The organism is Caulobacter sp. P4_E5, from assembly GCF_056401555.1.
Window position 1 is genome coordinate 59,569 of the sequence record NZ_JBFUJD010000003.1, and the last position, 16,408, is coordinate 75,976.

Below are 16,408 nucleotides of genomic sequence, written 5' to 3' on the forward strand. Positions count from 1 at the left end.
AGGCGAAGAACGATGGCGGACGACGCAGGCATCATCAATCAGGTCTTGACCGAGACCTCGTTCCTCTACGGCGCCAATGCGGCGTTCGTGGAAGACCTCTACGCCCAATGGGCGGAGAACCCCGGCTCGGTCGAACCCTCGTGGAATGCCTTCTTCGCCAGCCTGCAGGAGCAGGCCGACAACGTTAAGCGCGCCGCTCAAGATCCGGCCTGGACGCCCAAGAAGGTGCCCAGCGTCCGTCCCGACTGGCTGTCGGCCCTGGACGGCCAGTGGGCCAGCGTCGCCCCGGCCGTCGAGGCCAAGGTCGCCAAGGCGATCGAGGGCAAGGCTCCCGGCTCGTCGGCCGAAGCCGTCCGCGCCGCCACGCTGGACAGCCTGCGCGCCATCATGATGATCCGGGCCTACCGGATGCGCGGCCACCTCGCCGCCAATCTCGACCCGCTGGGCCTGGAGCCGCCGAAGCCCGCCCCGGAACTGGATCCGGCCACCTACGGCTTCTCGGACGCCGACTACGACCGTCCGATCTTCCTCGACTTCGTGCTGGGCCTCGAGACCGCCTCGATCCGCGAGATCCTGTCGATCGTCCGCCGCACCTACTGCGGCAATGTCGGCGTGCAGTACATGCACATCTCCGACCCGAACGAGAAGGCCTGGCTGCAGGAGCGCATCGAGGGCCGCGACAAGGAAATCAGTTTCTCGAAGGAGGGCAAGGTCGCCATCCTGAAGAAGCTGATCGAGGCCGAGGGCTTCGAGCGCTTCCTGCACAAGCGCTTCCCCGGCACCAAGCGCTTCGGCCTCGACGGCGGCGAAGCCCTGGTCCCGGCCATGGAGCAGATCATCAAGCGCGGCGGCGCGCTGGGCGTGAAGGACATCGTCCTGGGCATGCCCCACCGCGGCCGCCTGAACGTGCTGGCCGCCGTGATGGGCAAGCCCTACCACGTGATCTTCCACGAGTTCCAAGGCGGTTCGTCGGTCCCCTCGGACGTCGAGGGCTCGGGCGACGTGAAGTACCACATGGGCGCCTCGTCGGACCGCGAGTTCGATGACAACAAGGTCCACCTGTCGCTGACGGCCAACCCGTCGCACCTGGAAATCGTCAACCCGGTCGTGATCGGCAAGGCCCGCGCCAAGCAGGCCTTCGCCCTGCGCGAACAGCCCGACGCCGGCCGCGGCCACGTTCTGCCGCTGCTGCTGCACGGCGACGCCGCCTTCGCCGGCCAGGGCGTGGTGGCCGAGTGCTTCACCCTGTCGGGCCTGAAGGGCTATCGCACGGGCGGCACCATCCACTTCATCGTCAACAACCAGATCGGCTTCACGACCAGCCCGCGCTATTCGCGCAGCTCGCCGTATCCCTCGGACGTCGCCCTGATGGTCGAGGCCCCGATCTTCCACGTGAACGGCGACGATCCTGAGGCCGTGGTCTTCGCCGCCAAGGTCTCGACCGAGTATCGCCAGATGTTCGGCAAGGACGTGGTCATCGACATGTTCTGCTACCGTCGCTTCGGTCACAACGAAGGCGACGACCCGACCATGACGTCGCCGCTGATGTACGCGAAGATCAAGGGTCACCCCCCGACGCGCGAACTCTACGCCAACCGTCTGATCGCCGAGGGCGTGATCAGCCAGACGGAGTCGGACGGCTGGGTCACCGAATTCGAGACCTTCCTCGACAAGGAATTCGACGCCGGCAAGAGCTACAAGGCCAACAAGGCCGACTGGCTGGATGGCAAGTGGGCGGGTCTGGCCCTGCCGGTCGACGAGGACCGTCGCGGCAAGACCGACTTCCCCGGGACCCGCCTGCTGGAAATCGGCCGCCAGATCACCAGCGTTCCGGACCGCATCAACGCCCACAAGACCGTCAAGCGCGCGATCGACAATCGCCGCGAGGCGATCGAGAAGGGCGAGGGCATCGACTGGGGCACGGCCGAACACCTGGCCTTCGGCACCCTGCTCGACGAGGGTTTCCCGGTCCGCCTGTCGGGCCAGGACTCGGTGCGCGGCACCTTCACCCAGCGCCACTCCGACGTCGTCGACCAGACGACCGAGGAGCACTACACGCCGCTGAACAACATCCGCAGCGGCCAGGCCCACTACGAGGTCATCGACTCGGCCCTGTCGGAAGAGGCGGTGCTGGGCTTCGAGTACGGCTTCTCGCTGGCCGACCCGAACACCCTGACCCTGTGGGAAGGCCAGTTCGGCGACTTCGTGAACGGCGCCCAGGTGGTGATCGACCAGTTCATCAGCTCGGGCGAGCGCAAGTGGCTGCGGATGAGCGGCCTCGTGATGCTGCTGCCGCACGGCTACGAGGGCCAGGGCCCCGAGCACAGCTCGGCCCGCCTGGAGCGCTTCCTGCAGTCGTGCGCCGAAGACAACATGCAGGTCATCAACTGCACGACCCCGGCCAACTACTTCCACGCGCTGCGTCGTCAGATGAAGCGCGAGTTCCGCAAGCCGCTGATCGTGATGACGCCCAAGAGCCTGCTGCGCCACAAGCGCGCCGTCTCGAACCTGGCCGACTTCACCGAAGGTTCGACCTTCCACCGCGTGATGGTGGACGGCGCCGAAGCCGGCTGCGACGTCGGCGGGATCACGCTGAAGAGCGACGATCAGATCAAGCGGGTCGTCGTCTGCTCGGGCAAGGTCTATTTCGACCTGGTCGACCAGCGCGCCAAGACCGGCCGCGACGACGTCTACCTGCTGCGCCTGGAGCAATTCTATCCATGGCCGATGAAGTCGCTGATGCAGGTGCTGGGCCGCTTCAAGAACGCCGACCTGGTCTGGTGTCAGGAAGAGCCCAAGAACATGGGCGGCTGGACCTTCGTCGATCCGTGGCTGGAGCTGACGCTCGACAAGCTGGACATCAAGGCCAAGCGCGCCCGCTATGTGGGCCGTCCCGCCTCGGCCTCCACGGCCGCGGGCCTGATGAGCCGCCACCTGAAAGAACTCGAGACCTTCCTCAACGAGGCTTTCGCGTAAGCGTCGCCCCGTAAGACTAGAAAACCCGCCGGACCAAGCAAGAAAGACTCGGAAAGCCCCATGGCCGACATCATGACCCCCGCCCTCGGCGAATCCGTCACGGAAGCGACGGTCGCTCGCTGGACCAAAAAGGCCGGGGAGGCCGTGAAGAAAGACGAGATCCTCGTYGAGCTGGAAACCGACAAGGTCAGCCTGGAGGTCGCGTCGCCGGCCGACGGCGTCCTGTCGGCGATCGGCGCCGAGGAAGGCGCGACCGTCGTTCCGGGCACGATCCTGGGCGTGGTCAGCGAGGGCGCGACCGCCTCGGCCGCTCCGGCCGCCGCCGCTCCGAAGGCCGCCGCTCCGGCTCCGGCTCCCGCGCCGACCCCGGCTCCGGCCCCCGCCGCTGCGGCTCCGGCCGCCGCCGCGCCGGTCAGCCCGGCTCCGGCCCGCATCGCCGCCGAGACGGGCCTTGACCTGTCGAAGGTCGCGGGCACCGGCAAGGACGGCCGTGTGACCAAGGGCGACGCTCTCGCTGCCCTGGAGGCTCGCGCTTCGGCCCCGGCTCCGGCCGCCGCTCCGGCCGCGCCGCGCGCCCTGCACGAGCGCGAGGAACGCGTGAAGATGACGCGTCTGCGTCAGACGATCGCCCGCCGCCTGAAGGAAGCCCAGAACACCGCCGCCATGCTGACGACCTTCAACGAGGTCGACATGACCGCGGTGATGGCCCTGCGCGGCCAGTACAAGGACATCTTCGAAAAGCGCCACGGCGTGAAGCTGGGCTTCATGTCCTTCTTCACCAAGGCCGTGGTCGCCGCCCTGAAGTCGGTGCCGGACGTCAACGCCGAGATCGACGGCACGGACATCGTCTACAAGAACCACTACGACATCGGCGTCGCCGTCGGCACCGACAAGGGTCTGGTGGTTCCGGTCGTCCGTGACGCCGACACCCTGAACCTGGCCGAGATCGAAAAGGCCATCGGCGCCCTGGGCAAGAAGGCTCGCGACGGCCAGCTGTCGATCGAGGACATGCAAGGCGGCACCTTCACGATCACCAACGGCGGCATCTACGGCTCGCTGATGTCGACGCCGATCCTGAACGCGCCGCAGTCGGGCATCCTGGGCATGCACGCCATCAAGGAACGTCCGATGGTCGTGGCCGGCAAGATCGAGATCCGGCCGATGATGTACCTGGCGCTGTCCTACGACCACCGCGTGGTCGACGGCGCCGGCGCCGTGACCTTCCTGGTCAAGGTCAAGGAAGCCCTGGAAGACCCGCAGCGCCTGCTGCTGGACCTCTAAGACCTACGAGAAGCCCGCCCGACCCCGGCGGGCTTCTTCGCTTCGACGGCCCCGTGCGCTATGCGTCGGGGCCGTTTTCGTTTCGGGAGTCCGCACGATGGCCAAGGACACGCTCTATCTGCTGCCGATGGGCTTCGAGAAGGACGGCCAGCAGCGCTTCTGCCCGGATTGCGCGATGATGGAAGGCTACCTGGCCGCCTATCCGCAGTTGCGCGAGGCCCTCGACATCGTCCGCGTCGACTACGCCCGTCCGCGTGCGGCCCTGGTCGAACGCCTCGGCGAAGAGCACCAGAACGCCCCGACCCTGATCCTGACGGAGCCCGCCTTGGACCCTGGTCCGCATGGCGAGATCCAGTCCGCCAATGGCCTATCTTTCCTGAGCGACGCCCGCCCGATCACGCGGTGGTTGGCGGCCAGATACGGATTGGCGGCGCCGCTGTCCTGAGCGCGATTGAGCCGGGACGCGGATGCTGTATCTTGGCGTCCGAGGATACGAGGCGTTCCGATGGGCAAGTTCGAGATCGCGCGAGCCAAGCTGTTCATGCATGACGGCAGTCAGGCCGTCAGCCTGCCCGAGGCTTTTCACCTGGAAGGTTCGGAGGTCGTCATCCGCCGCGATGGCGACAAGGTGATCCTGGAGCCTCTACCGTCTCGTCCCAAGAACAAGGAAGAATGGCAGGCGTTCTGGGCCCGTCTGGATACGATCACGGACGAACCCTTTCCCGAGCGCGAGCAGCCGGCCTCTGAGCGCGGGGCGATCGACCTCGATTGATGGTGCTGGCGTTCGACACTTGCGTCCTTGTGGACATGCTCCGTGGGCGCGGCGAGGGTCTGCGTGACCGCCTCCAAGATCTCGCCGACGGCGGCGAAGTCCTGTACCTCAGCGCCGTCGTCTTCCATGAACTGATGTTTGGGGCCCAAGCGAGCGCGCGGCCGGAATTCCAGGCTGAACGCGTGCTGGCCATGTGTGCGCTGTTTCGTTTGGTGGATTGGGCGTCGGACGACGCCGCCGCCGCCGCGCACATCCGCGCAAGCCTCAAGCGGAAAGGCGAGACGATCGGTCTGGCCGACTCGTTTATCGCAGGCCAAGCCATCAATCGTGGCTGGACGCTCGTGACATCGAATACCAGGGAGTTTGCCCGGATCGAAGGCCTCGACCTCGAGGATTGGTCCGCCTAGCGGCTGGCCCGCAACACCGCGTCGCCCAGGGCGGCGTAGTCGCCGTTGAAGTGGTGGCCGCCGGGCAGCCGGATCTTGGCGACCTCGGCGTCGGGCAGGGTGGGGCAGATGTCCGCCCGTTCCTGGTCGCCATAGATGCAGGTGATCTTCACGTCCTTCAGCGCGTCGATCGCGGGCCGCACGGGGAAGGAGTCGCGCGTCGCCAGGTTCAGCCAGCTGGCCGGGTGGAACTGCAGGTCGCCGTGCGGGCCGGTCCCGATCAGCACGACATGACTGACCTGGGCGCGAAGGTCGGCCGGCAGCCGTGGCAGGATCGCCGGCAGGGCGTCGGCGCCGAACGAATAGCCGATCAGCACCACGGTCTTGCGGCCCCAGAGGCCCTCGTAGGCGCGTAGGGCGCTCGCCAGATCCTCGGCCGCGCCGGCGGGCGAGCGCCGGGTGCGGAAGTAGGTCAGGGAGTTGACGCCCACCGTCGGCACGCCGTTGTCGGCCAAGTGGCGGGCCAGCTTTTCGTCCAGGGCGCCCCAGCCGCCATCGCCCGAATAGAGCACCGCCAAGGTGTCGCCGGCCTTGCCGCTGGCGATCGGGATCTGGCTGATGCTGGCCGGCGCGGGCAGCGGCGCGCCGGCGGTCAGGACCAGGGCGGCGAAGGCGGTCGCGAGGCGGAGGCGCGGGTTCATGGCGACATGACGCCACCGGTCCGTGGCGCTCTCCAGGCGTCACGGTGTTCGCTCTGTGGCCAAGCTCGCGGGAACGGCGGGGCGCTTCGCTGATGCGAGCCGTCCATTCTCCTTGATTTTCAAGGTCTGGACGTCGAAAGCGGGTTTCGTTTTGGGCCGCTTGCCTCTAAGGAACACGCGCCTCCAGAGGTCTGACAATGTGGCCGGCGAGGCCCCATATTTTGTCCGGCGCCGCTCCCGGCGCGTCCTGAAGGCGAAGACCCATGGCTCAGTACGACGTCGTCATCATCGGTGGCGGTCCTGGTGGCTACAACGCGGCTATCCGCGCCGGCCAGCTGGGTCTGAAGACCGCCATCGTCGAAGGCCGCGGCAAGCTGGGCGGCACCTGCCTGAACGTCGGCTGCATGCCGTCGAAGGCCCTGCTGCACGCCTCGGAATATTACGAAGCCGCGGCCGGCGGCGAGTTCGCCAAGCTGGGCATCGAGGTCAAGCCGAAGCTGAACCTCGTGCAGATGATGGCCCAGAAGAGCGAGAGCGTCGAAGCCCTGACCAAGGGCGTCGAGTTCCTGATGAAGAAGAACAAGGTCGACTACGTGAAGGGCTGGGGCCGCATCGACGGACCCGGCAAGGTGGTCGTGAAGGCCGAGGACGGTTCGGAAACCATCCTCGAGACCAAGAACATCGTCATCGCCACCGGTTCGGAGCCGACCCCGCTGCCGGGCGTGACGATCGACGACAAGCGCATCATCGACTCGACCGGCGCCCTGTCGCTGCCGGAAGTGCCCAAGAGCCTGGTCGTGGTCGGCGCCGGCGTCATCGGCCTGGAGCTCGGCTCGGTCTGGAAGCGCCTTGGCGCGGAAGTCACCGTCGTCGAGTTCCTGGACCGCATCCTGCCGGGCACCGACCTGGAAGTGGCCAACGCCTTCCAGAAGATCCTGACCAAGCAGGGCTTCAAGTTCCAGCTGGGGGCCAAGGTCACCGGCGCCGAGGCTTCGGCCAAGGGCGTCAAGCTGACCCACGAGCCAGTCGCCGGCGGCGCGGCCGTGACGATCGAGGCCGACTACGTGCTGGTCGCCATCGGCCGTCGTCCGTTCACCCAGGGCCTGGGCCTGGAGAGCGTCGGCATCACGCCGGACAAGCGCGGCGTCATCGCCAATAACCACTACAAGACCGGCGTCGACGGGATTTGGGTCATTGGGGACGTGACCTCGGGGCCCATGCTGGCCCACAAGGCCGAGGACGAGGCCGTGGCCTGCATCGAGATGATCGCGGGCAAGGCCGGCCACGTGAACTACGACATCATCCCGGGCGTCATCTACACCAAGCCGGAAGTCGCCACGGTCGGTAAGACCGAGGAGGACCTGAAGGCCGCGGGCATCGCTTACAAGGTCGGCAAGTTCCCGTTCCTGGCCAACAGCCGCGCCAAGATCAACCACGAGACCGACGGCTTCGTGAAGGTTCTGGCCGACGCCAAGACCGACCGCATCCTGGGCGCCCACGCCGTGGGCCCGAACGTCGGCGACATGATCGCCGAGATCTGCGTGGCCATGGAGTTCGGCGGCGCCTCGGAAGACGTGGCCCGCACCTGCCACCCGCATCCGACCCGCTCGGAAGCCTTCCGCCAGGCGGCGATGGGCGTCGAAGGCTGGACGATGCAGGCCTAACTGGGCAGGCGTAACAGGCCTTTACGATAGTTGATGACCGTATTGGTCAATCGAACGTAGAGTGGCGGGGTTCCCCTGGAGCCCCGCCATGCTTTTGTCCGCCCTGACCTTCGCCGCCGCTTTGCAGGCCGCTCCCGAGATCGGCCTGACGGGCTACCTGAACGGGCAGCGCCCCTCCGCCAGGACCCAGCCGGTCGGGGAGCTCATCGTGGTCCCTCACGCGGCCAAGCCGGCGACCGTCAAGGAAGCCCGAGCGCTCTCGTGGTCTCGACGGGCCTTCAAGCCCGCGCCGCCGCTGGGCTTCGTGCGCGGTCCGCAGGCGCCGGGTTGCAGGAACAATGGGCTGGAGCATGCCGGCCATCCCGAGGCGCTGCAGGTTCAGCCGCTGTCGAAGATGCCCAAGGCGCATGGCGAACGGGCCGTGGCGCGTCTGGTCGACGGCTGCCCGGTGGCCGTGATGATCGCCCAGACACCGGCCCCCTAGGCCCGGGTCCTGAACGTCACCGAATAGCGCCGCGTCTCCAGCGGCGGAATGCTGTGCTCCCAGTCCGTCCGCGCGGCTCCCGACAGTAGGTAGGCCGAGCGTGGCGCGGCCTCGAAGGCACGGCGCTCCCAGCCGCCGGACACCTTGTGTCGCAGACGGAACCGACACGGCGTCAGCAGCGACACCCCGGCGACTTCGTCGAACTCCGGCCGGTCGCGATGCCAGCCGATGACGGCGCCGGGTTCGTATAGCGATACGAGAACCTGCTCGAAGGCCTCCGGCGCCTGGTCCGCGAAGGCGGCGACCTTGGTTCGCAACGGGAGCAGGAAATCCGGGATCGGCGTCGTTGGATCCAGGCTGCGGCGGCCGAAATCGTAGCGCCAGCCGAACGACACCACCTGGCGATGGCCGGTATAGCCGTGGAACTCGAACGGCTTGAACGGCAGGGTCTCGAAGCGAGCCGCGAGGTCGCGTTCCTCCTCGGGCGTGATCAAGTCGGGCCGGTAGCGTAGGCCTTCCGGCAGGTCGGGCGGCGGCGGCCGGGCGAACAGGTCGGGTTGGAGCGGCATGACGCCGATCATCGCGCCTTGGGAGTCTTGGCGCGGCGGGACGAGATCGCCAGCGCCACGGTCGCTGCGCCCAACACGCCCAGGGTCAGCCAGTCCACGACCGTCGAGCCGAAGGAAAGCGCTGAACGCGAAGGAGCGGCGAGGGCTTTGGCGAGGCGTGGCACGGCGAGGATCCGTTGGTGATCTACCAAATGGAGCGTCGCCGCGGCGCTCTCGGTTCCGGCCAAAAAAGAAAATGACCCCGCCTGAGGGGGGCGGGGCCATTCGCTTCGAGGGGAGGACCCCGTCGGCGGACGGGGCTTACGCTTACTGAACTTGAGGGATCAGAACTCTTCCCAGTCTTCGCTGACGGGCTGGGCGGAGCCGCCACGGGCGCTCTGGGCGAAGCTGGCCAGCTTGGCCTGGACGGCGGCGACCGGGTTGGCGCCCGGACGGCTGGTCGAACTGGCCAGAGACGGGCCTCGGCTGGGCGCCGGAGCGGCCGGACGCGACGGGGCCGGGGCGGCCGGACGGCGCGCCGTGCGAGTCGAGGCGGCCGTGTTGGCCGAACGGCCGCTCACCTGGAAGCGCGAAATCATCTGCATCAGATTGCTGGCCTCGCCCTTGAGGGCGTGGGAGGCGGCGGTCGACTGCTCGACCATGGCGGCGTTCTGCTGGACGGTCTGGTCCATCTGGTTGACGGCGGCGTTGACCTGGTTGAGGCCGGTGGCCTGCTCCTGGCCCGAGGCGGCGATCTCGCCGACCAGGGCGTCGATCTCGCCGACCTTGCCGACGATGGCCTGCAGGGCCTCGCCCGTCTGGCCGACCATGCTGACGCCTTGGTTGACCTGTTGGCTGGACGTCGAGATCAGGGTCTTGATTTCCTTGGCCGCGTCGGCCGAGCGCTGGGCCAGGGCCCGGACTTCCTGGGCGACAACCGCGAAGCCGCGGCCAGCGTCGCCAGCCCGCGCGGCTTCGACGCCGGCATTCAGGGCCAAGAGGTTGGTCTGGAAGGCGATCTCGTCGATGACGCCGATGATCTGGCTGATCGACTGCGACGACTTCTCGATCTGGTTCATGGCTTCGACGGCGTTGCGGACCACGACGCTGGAGCGTTCGGCGTCGGTGCGGGTCGAACCCACCACCTTCGCGGCTTCCAGGGCGCCGGCCGACGAACGCTTCACCGTGGCGGTGATCTCGTCCAGGGCGGCGGCGGTTTCTTCCAGGCTGGCGGCCTGCTGCTCGCTGCGGCGCGACAGGTCGTCGGCGGCCGAGGCGATCTCGTCCGAGCCGGCGCCGATGCCGTTGGCGGCGTGGACGATGGTGCTCATCGCCTCTTCCAGCTGGGCGATGGCGCCGTTGAAGTCCATGCGCAGGCGCTGGTAGGCCTCGGGGAAATCCTGCTCAAGGCGGTAGGTCAGGTCGCCGTCCGACAGACGCGTCAGGCCGCCGGCGATGGCTTCCATGACAAAGGCCTGCTCCTTGGCGGAGGCCGCGGCGATCTCCTGGTTGCGGCGGCGCTCGGCCTCGGTCTCGGCGGTGGCGCGCTGCTGGGCGGCTTCGGCGGTGCGCAGGGCCACGGCGTTATCCTTGAACACCTGGACCGAACGGGCCATGGCGCCGACCTCGTCCTTGCGCTCGGCGCCCCGGACCTCGACGTCGATCGAGCCCTGAGCGAGGACTTCCATGGTCTTGGCGGTGGCGACCAGGGGCGCGGCGATCTTCTTGGAGCCGATCCACAGGGCCAGCACCAGCGCGCCGCCGGCGGCGATCAGGCCGAACAGGATCGAGAACACGGTGCCGGCGGCGGCTTCCTTGGAAGCCTCGTCCGCCATCCTCTTCGTCTCGGCGACGTGGGCGTCGTTGTAGGCGGCGATGTCATCGGTCAGCTTGCTGATGTCCGGATCGATGCCGACCATCATCATCTTGGCCGCGTCGTTCATGTTCTGCAGCCCCATGTCCGCGCCGTTGCGGGCCGCGGCGTAGAGCTTGTCGAGGCGAGCCCCGAACACCGTCATTTGCTTGGCGGTCGCCAGGTCGGCGGCCTTGACCCTTTCCAGGCCTGTCTTGGCGCCCTTGTAGGCCGCGTCCAGGTCCTCGCTGGCCTGCTTGGCCTCTGGCGAGGCGCCATCGTACGAAAGGGTGCGATAGGTCGCATAGCCGATGCTCGAGACGCGGCGATTGAAGCGGGCGATCTCCAGCTCGGCCGGCGCGCGCTGCTCGACGAGAACCTTCGTATTGGCCTCGATCTTTCGCGACTCGAAGGCCCCCAGACCGACGATCACCAAGGCGATCAGCGTCAGGATGATGGCCGGCAGCGCCACCTTTGTGGAGATCTTCAGGTCGTCGAACTTCATCGGAGGCCTCGTTGAGCGGCGCGTCTCGCGGTCGGCGAAAAGCGCGCGGTTTCGAGATCAGGAGGGGGCTCGCGCCGTAAAATCGCGGTTAATGCCGAGCTTATAACGCTGTTTCGCGACGTTCAGCCGCAGCTGGCGGCCGCATGTCAGGCCTTCGGATGGGCGGCCTGGTAGGCGGCCAGCAGGCCGGCGGCGTCGACCTGGGTGTAGCGCTGGGTGGTCGACAGCGAGGCGTGGCCCAGCAAGTCCTGGATCGCCCGCAGGTCGGCGCCGGCCCCCAACAGGTGGGTGGCGAAGGCGTGGCGGAAGGCGTGTGGCGTCACCCGGTCGGAAAGGCCCAGGCGCCCGCGCAGGGTCTGGACCAGGGCCTGGACGTGCCGAGGCGACAGGGGCCCGCCGCGCTTGGCGCGAAACAGGGGCTCGTCGGGACCCAGCACGAACGGCAGCTCGTTCACATAGACGTCGACCGCCTCGCGCACCGCGTCCAACACTGGCGTGATGCGGGTCTTGCCGCCCTTGCCGGTGATGCGCAGCGAAGCGCCCAGCGGCGCGTCGGACCAGGTGAGCGACAGCGCCTCGGAGATCCGCAGGCCGCAGCCCCACAGCAGGGTCAGCACCGCCTCGTCACGGGCGGTTTCCCACGGGTCGCGCTCGAGGTCGTCGGCCGCCTCGGCGATCAGGTCGCGGGCCTGGTCCTCGGAGACGGGGCGCGGCAGGCCGATCTTCAGACGCGGGCCGCGCACCAGCTCGACGGCGGCGTTGGCCACGCCATGGCGCTGGTCGAGATAGCGATGGAAGGCGCGGATCGACGACAGCGCCTGGGAGATCGAGCGCGGCGCCAGGGCGTTCTCGCCCTGCCGGCGAAAGGCCAGGTAGCCGCGTAGATCGGCGGCCGAGACCTGGCCCATGGCGGCCAGACTCGGCGTCTCTGCGTTGTGGCGTTCAAGGAAGTTCAGATAGGCCAAGACGTTGTCGCCATAGGCCCGCACCGTGCGGGGCGAGGCCCGGCGCTCCAGCGTCAGGTAGTCCAGCCAGGCCGTGTAGGCCTGGCGGGCGCTCCCGACGCTGGCGGTCATAGCACCGGCCAGCGTTCGGCCGTGCGCTCGACCACGCGGGCCAGGAAGTTGACCAGTTCGGCGCCCATGTCCGGCGTGAAGCCTTCCGGGTCCTTGGAGCCGAAGGCGATCAGCGCTTCACGACGCGGCTCCCAGACGGCCATACGGACCAGGGCCATGCTGCGGATGACGTTCATCCGCTCGTCGAACAAGTGCAGGGCCGGGGCGAAGAAGCCGAGGCGGGCGATGGGCGCGTCGCCCAGCAGCATGTCGACCTGACCCTCGGCCAGGGCGCGCCAGCCCGCCGGGACCCGGCTGGGACCTTCCAGCGCCATCACCCCGGCGGCCAGGCCGAAGCGCTTCATCGCCATTTCGTCGACGCGGCGGGCCAGGTCCGAATGGTTGCGGGCGTCGAGCATGTCGATCACCGCGGCGTGGGTCTGGGCCTGGGCCGAGAAGTTGGCGCGGGCATTGGCCTCGATCGCCTGGCGGACGCTGGCCTCGCGCTTGTGGGCGGCGGCGGCCTTGGCCAGGGCGACGGGACCGAAGTCGACGACATTGCCGGCGGCGACCTTCAGGCCCAGCTCGCCCAGCAGGTCCTCGTCGTGGCGCAGGAACTCCGGCTCGGTGCGGAGGAAGTCGCGGACGCTCTCCGGGTCGACGGCCTTCTTGGTCGCTCGCGTCGCGTCGCTCATTCGTCGTCCCCACCGGTTACAAACTCTGGACCTAGAGAAGCGGCAAGACGGTTAACACCCGCTTGATGACGTTCACGGCCGGTGCTCTCGACCTGGGGGCGGTTTCGCGGCAGAAGCATCGCACCATGCCGCGTATCGCTTCCGTCCTGCTGCCGATGCCGTTGCCGGAGGCCTTCGACTACGCCGAGCCGGAGGGTCTGGACCTGCGGCCGGGCGACCACGTGACCGTGCCGCTGGGGCCGCGGGTGATTCGCGGGGTGGTCATGGCCGTGCGCGACGGGAGCGGCGGCAACCGGCCGCTGAAGCCGGTGCTGGAGCGGGTCGATGATCCGCCCCTGCCGCCCGGCGTGCTGACCTTCGTGGAATGGGCCGCTCGCTATTCGGTCGATCTGCCCGGCTGGCCTCTGGCCATGGCCCTGCGCGGCCTGCGCCATCCGCCGCCCAAGCCCGACAAGGTGCTGGTCCTGACCGGAACCCAGCCCGCCCGCATGACGCCGGCGCGGCTGAAGGTGCTGACCGCCGCCGAGGGGCAAAAGCTCTCGGGCGCCGCCCTGGCCTCGGCCGCGGGGGTCTCGGCTGGCGTGGTGAAGGGGCTGGTCGACGAGGGCGCGCTGGCGGTCGACTTCGTCGAGCCCGAGCGTGGCCTGCCGCAGCCGGACCTTTCCCTGCCGCCCCGCGACCTCAATCCGGGCCAGGCGGCCTGTGTCGAGGTGCTGACCGAGATGCTGCACGCCGGCGGCTTCCAGGCGGCGCTGCTGGACGGGGTGACCGGCTCGGGCAAGACCGAGGTCTATCTGGAAGCCGTCGCCGCCGCTCTGGCCGAGAGTCCCGACTCTCAAGTGCTGGTGCTGCTGCCCGAGATCGCCCTGACCCAGGCGGTGCTGGCTCGCTTCGAGGAGCGGTTCGGGGCGCTACCGGCCGAGTGGCACTCCGGCGTCTCGCCGCCGCGTCGCCGCCAGGTCTGGGAGGCGGTGGCCAGCGGCGACGCCCGCATCGTGGTCGGGGCCCGCTCGGCGCTGTTCCTGCCGTTCAAAGGCCTACGCCTGGTCGTGGTCGACGAGGAGCACGACAGCTCGTTCAAGCAGGAAGAGGGCTTCATCTACCAGGCCCGCGACCTGGCCGTGGCCCGCGCCAAGATCGAGGGGGCCAGCGTCCTGCTGGCCTCGGCGACCCCGTCCTTGGAGAGCCTGTTCAACGCCCAGGCCGGCCGTTACCGCTGGCTGCGGCTGTCGGCTCGCCATGGCGCGGCCCAGCTGCCCGACATCGACCTGGTCGACATGCGCCAGACCCCGCCGGAGCCTGGCCGCTGGCTGTCGCCGCCGCTGATCAAGGCCATGGCCGTGACCCTGCAGCGCGGCGAGCAGGCCATGTTGTTCCTGAACCGCCGGGGCTATGCGCCGCTGGTCCTCTGCCGGGCCTGCGGCGAGAAGATGAAGTCGCCCGACACCGACAGCTGGCTGGTCGAGCACCGCTACACCGGCCGTCTTGTCTGCCACCTGACGGGCTTTTCGATGAAGAAGCCCGAGGCCTGCCCGCACTGCGGGGCCAAGGACAGCCTGGTCTCGATCGGCCCGGGGGTAGAGCGGGTCGAGGAGGAGGCGCGGCACATCTTCCCCGACGCCCGGGTGGCGGTGTTCTCGTCCGACACGGTGATGGACGCCGAGGCCGCCAGGACCCTGGTGGCCACCATGGCGGCCGGCGAGATCGACATCCTGGTCGCCACCCAGGCGGCGGCCAAGGGTCACAACTTCCCGAACCTGACCCTGGTGGGGGTGGTCGACGCGGACCTCAGCTTGCGTGGCGGCGACCTGCGGGCTGGCGAGCGGACCTTCCAGCTGCTGGCCCAGGCGGCTGGCCGGGCGGGACGGCACGAGAAGCCGGGGCGGGCGCTGCTGCAGACCTATTCGCCCGAGCACGCGGTGATGCAGGCCCTGAAGGCCCAGGACCGCGACGCCTTCATCGAGGCCGAGATGAGCATGCGCCAGGACGCCGGCCTGCCGCCGTTCGGTCGTCTGGCGGCGGTGATCGCCTCCGGGCCCGACGCGGCGGCGCTGGAGTCCTATGTCGAGGCCCTGGCCGCCGTGATCCCCAATGCCGAGGGGGTCGAGGTGTTCGGTCCCGCCGACGCGCCGCTGTCGCTGGTGCGCGGCCGCCGGCGCAAGCGGTTCCTGGTTCGGGCCGATCGCAATGTCGACCTGCAGGGCTTCATGGCCGCCTGGCGAGCCCGGGCCAAGGTCCCGAACTCGGTGCGGGTGGTGATCGACGTGGATCCCTACAGCTTCCTCTAGGCTTCCAGCCAAGCTCTGCGGCCTCGCGCCACATTCCCCTGCGGCAGGCGGACGCCCACGGTCCGGGCCCCGACGATGCGAACAACGCATCGCGGATAGCCAGGCGCGCGCCTGAGCACTGGAGGAAGCCTATGAAGTCGCTCGTTGCATCGGTGGCGTTCGTGTTGAGTTTGGCCGTGGCCGGCTCCGTCGTCGCCCAGACGGCTCCGGCTCAGGCTCCGGCTTCGGCGCCCGCCCCGGGCCTCTCCGGTTCCGGCGGTTCGATCCAGTCGCCGCTGTTCAAGGCCTGGATCGCCGACTACCAGAAGGCCGGCGGCGAGCCGATCGCCTATCAGGGCCAGAACTCGGCCTTCGGGATCAGCCAGATCGAGAGCAAGGCCGCCGACTTCGGCGTCACCGCCATGCCGCTGTCGGACGCCGACCTGAAGACCAAGGGCCTCACGCAATTTCCGTTCGTGATCAGCGGCACGGTGCTGGTCACCAACGTCCCGGGCCTGGAGAGCGGCAAGCTGAAGCTGGACGCGGCGACCCTGGCGGCGATCTTCCTGGGCAAGGTCACCAAGTGGAACGATCCGGCGCTGAAGACCCTCAATCCGGGCCTGGAGCTGCCGGACTGGCCGATCACCGTTGCCCACCGCACCGACCCGGCCAGCATGAGCCTGCTGCTGACCAGCTACCTGTCGGCGGTCAGCCCCGAGTGGAAGGCCGGCCCTGGCGCCGGCGAGACCGTGGCCTGGCCGATCGGCCTGGGCGGCAAGGGCAATGCCGGGATCAGCGAGATCATGTCCGGCACCATGGGCACGATCAGCTATGTCGAATACGCCTACGCCCTGGACCACAAGCTGGACCTGGTGGCGCTGAAGAACCGCGACGGGGCGTTCGTGACCCCCTCGCCGGCGGCCTTCTCGGCCTTCGCCAACAGCGCGCCGTGGACGGCCACCAAGGGCTTCGGCGTCCAGACCCTGGATCGGCCAGGCAAGGCGACCTGGCCGCTGGTGCTGGTCAGCTACGGCCTGCTGCGCGACGACGCGGCGCCGGACCGGGCCAAGCGGGTGCGGGACTTCTTCGGCTGGGGCTACGCCAACGGCGACGCCGACATCGTCAAGCTGGGCTACGCGCCCGTGCCGGCGCCGGTGAAGGCGGCGGTGCAGGCCAAGTGGAAGGCGGCGAAGTAGGGATTCATCGAGATATCGCCGCATCG

14 protein-coding genes are annotated in these 16,408 nt (G+C 68.7%); 9 read left to right on the top strand and 5 right to left on the bottom strand.

The genetic code is table 11. The features are described 5' to 3' along the window. Positions 1-12: 12 nt before the first annotated feature. From AC1DSO_RS01485 to AC1DSO_RS01505, 5 genes are all read left to right on the top strand, one after another. Entirely contained in the window at positions 13-2,976 is a 2,964-nt protein-coding gene (locus AC1DSO_RS01485; protein ID WP_477067137.1) for a 2-oxoglutarate dehydrogenase E1 component, read from the top strand. A 60-nt stretch (positions 2,977-3,036) separates the two neighbouring features. Continuing rightward, entirely contained in the window at positions 3,037-4,257 is a 1,221-nt protein-coding gene (gene odhB, locus AC1DSO_RS01490; RefSeq protein WP_477067138.1) for a 2-oxoglutarate dehydrogenase complex dihydrolipoyllysine-residue succinyltransferase, read from the top strand. 97 nt (positions 4,258-4,354) lie between these two features. After that, complete coding sequence (locus AC1DSO_RS01495; protein ID WP_477067139.1) at positions 4,355-4,702, top strand: DUF3088 family protein; 348 nt, start codon at positions 4,355-4,357, stop codon at positions 4,700-4,702. Positions 4,703-4,762: 60 nt separating this feature from the next. Further along, positions 4,763-5,029, top strand: a complete 267-nt coding sequence (locus AC1DSO_RS01500) for an antitoxin (protein WP_477067140.1) — start codon at positions 4,763-4,765, stop codon at positions 5,027-5,029. Continuing rightward, positions 5,029-5,436, top strand: coding sequence for a PIN domain-containing protein (locus AC1DSO_RS01505; protein ID WP_477067141.1), 408 nt, complete (start codon positions 5,029-5,031; stop codon positions 5,434-5,436). The genes AC1DSO_RS01500 and AC1DSO_RS01505 overlap by 1 nt, the downstream gene beginning before the upstream one ends. Here the strand turns inward: AC1DSO_RS01505 and AC1DSO_RS01510 are convergent. After that, entirely contained in the window at positions 5,433-6,116 is a 684-nt protein-coding gene (locus AC1DSO_RS01510) for an AcvB/VirJ family lysyl-phosphatidylglycerol hydrolase (RefSeq protein ID WP_477067142.1), read from the bottom strand. The two genes, AC1DSO_RS01505 and AC1DSO_RS01510, sit on opposite strands and share 4 nt — an antisense overlap. Positions 6,117-6,379: 263 nt before the next feature. Here AC1DSO_RS01510 and lpdA point away from each other — a divergent pair, with 263 nt between their 5' ends. Both lpdA and AC1DSO_RS01520 read left to right on the top strand, forming a co-directional pair. Then, positions 6,380-7,780, top strand: coding sequence for a dihydrolipoyl dehydrogenase (lpdA, locus tag AC1DSO_RS01515; protein ID WP_477067143.1), 1,401 nt, complete (start codon positions 6,380-6,382; stop codon positions 7,778-7,780). Between the two features lie 88 nt (positions 7,781-7,868). Continuing rightward, entirely contained in the window at positions 7,869-8,264 is a 396-nt protein-coding gene (locus tag AC1DSO_RS01520; RefSeq protein WP_477067144.1) for a hypothetical protein, read from the top strand. Here AC1DSO_RS01520 and AC1DSO_RS01525 read toward each other — a convergent pair. The 4 genes from AC1DSO_RS01525 to AC1DSO_RS01540 all read right to left on the bottom strand — a co-directional run bounded on the left by AC1DSO_RS01525 (position 8,261) and on the right by AC1DSO_RS01540 (position 12,919). Further along, positions 8,261-8,833 carry an alpha-ketoglutarate-dependent dioxygenase AlkB gene (locus tag AC1DSO_RS01525; RefSeq protein ID WP_477067145.1) on the bottom strand — a complete coding sequence of 191 codons (573 nt, stop codon included), beginning with the start codon at positions 8,831-8,833 and terminating at the stop codon, positions 8,261-8,263. The two genes, AC1DSO_RS01520 and AC1DSO_RS01525, sit on opposite strands and share 4 nt — an antisense overlap. 323 nt (positions 8,834-9,156) lie before the next feature. Next, the gene (locus AC1DSO_RS01530; protein ID WP_477067146.1) at positions 9,157-11,169 is read right to left on the bottom strand and encodes a methyl-accepting chemotaxis protein; all 2,013 of its coding nucleotides are present in this window, start codon (positions 11,167-11,169) and stop codon (positions 9,157-9,159) included. Positions 11,170-11,315: 146 nt separating this feature from the next. Further along, positions 11,316-12,245 (bottom strand): tyrosine recombinase XerC, encoded by a 930-nt coding sequence (locus AC1DSO_RS01535; protein ID WP_477067147.1) that lies wholly within the window; start codon positions 12,243-12,245, stop codon positions 11,316-11,318. Continuing rightward, positions 12,242-12,919, bottom strand: coding sequence for a DUF484 family protein (locus AC1DSO_RS01540; RefSeq protein WP_477067148.1), 678 nt, complete (start codon positions 12,917-12,919; stop codon positions 12,242-12,244). Before AC1DSO_RS01540 ends, AC1DSO_RS01535 begins: the two co-directional genes overlap by 4 nt. A 125-nt stretch (positions 12,920-13,044) precedes the next feature. Between AC1DSO_RS01540 and AC1DSO_RS01545 the strand changes: the two genes are divergently transcribed. Together AC1DSO_RS01545 and pstS are read left to right on the top strand one after the other, a co-directional pair. Further along, positions 13,045-15,207, top strand: coding sequence for a primosomal protein N' (locus tag AC1DSO_RS01545; protein WP_477067149.1), 2,163 nt, complete (start codon positions 13,045-13,047; stop codon positions 15,205-15,207). A gap of 131 nt (positions 15,208-15,338) precedes the next feature. Further along, positions 15,339-16,382 carry a phosphate ABC transporter substrate-binding protein PstS gene (pstS, locus tag AC1DSO_RS01550; protein ID WP_477067150.1) on the top strand — a complete coding sequence of 348 codons (1,044 nt, stop codon included), beginning with the start codon at positions 15,339-15,341 and terminating at the stop codon, positions 16,380-16,382. Positions 16,383-16,408 lie beyond the last annotated feature (26 nt).

What these genes read in the sequence shown, in the direction of transcription:
- AC1DSO_RS01485 (WP_477067137.1), top strand. Translation starts at nt 13, where the DNA reads ATGGCGGACGACGCAGGCATCATCAATCAGGTCTTGACCGAGACCTCG.
- AC1DSO_RS01495 (WP_477067139.1), top strand. Translation starts at nt 4,355, where the DNA reads ATGGCCAAGGACACGCTCTATCTGCTGCCGATGGGCTTCGAGAAGGAC.
- AC1DSO_RS01500 (WP_477067140.1), top strand. Translation starts at nt 4,763, where the DNA reads ATGGGCAAGTTCGAGATCGCGCGAGCCAAGCTGTTCATGCATGACGGC.
- AC1DSO_RS01505 (WP_477067141.1), top strand. Translation starts at nt 5,029, where the DNA reads ATGGTGCTGGCGTTCGACACTTGCGTCCTTGTGGACATGCTCCGTGGG.
- AC1DSO_RS01510 (WP_477067142.1), bottom strand. Translation starts at nt 6,116, where the DNA reads ATGAACCCGCGCCTCCGCCTCGCGACCGCCTTCGCCGCCCTGGTCCTG.
- lpdA (WP_477067143.1), top strand. Translation starts at nt 6,380, where the DNA reads ATGGCTCAGTACGACGTCGTCATCATCGGTGGCGGTCCTGGTGGCTAC.
- AC1DSO_RS01520 (WP_477067144.1), top strand. Translation starts at nt 7,869, where the DNA reads ATGCTTTTGTCCGCCCTGACCTTCGCCGCCGCTTTGCAGGCCGCTCCC.
- AC1DSO_RS01525 (WP_477067145.1), bottom strand. Translation starts at nt 8,833, where the DNA reads ATGCCGCTCCAACCCGACCTGTTCGCCCGGCCGCCGCCGCCCGACCTG.
- AC1DSO_RS01530 (WP_477067146.1), bottom strand. Translation starts at nt 11,169, where the DNA reads ATGAAGTTCGACGACCTGAAGATCTCCACAAAGGTGGCGCTGCCGGCC.
- AC1DSO_RS01535 (WP_477067147.1), bottom strand. Translation starts at nt 12,245, where the DNA reads ATGACCGCCAGCGTCGGGAGCGCCCGCCAGGCCTACACGGCCTGGCTG.
- AC1DSO_RS01540 (WP_477067148.1), bottom strand. Translation starts at nt 12,919, where the DNA reads ATGAGCGACGCGACGCGAGCGACCAAGAAGGCCGTCGACCCGGAGAGC.
- AC1DSO_RS01545 (WP_477067149.1), top strand. Translation starts at nt 13,045, where the DNA reads ATGCCGCGTATCGCTTCCGTCCTGCTGCCGATGCCGTTGCCGGAGGCC.
- pstS (WP_477067150.1), top strand. Translation starts at nt 15,339, where the DNA reads ATGAAGTCGCTCGTTGCATCGGTGGCGTTCGTGTTGAGTTTGGCCGTG.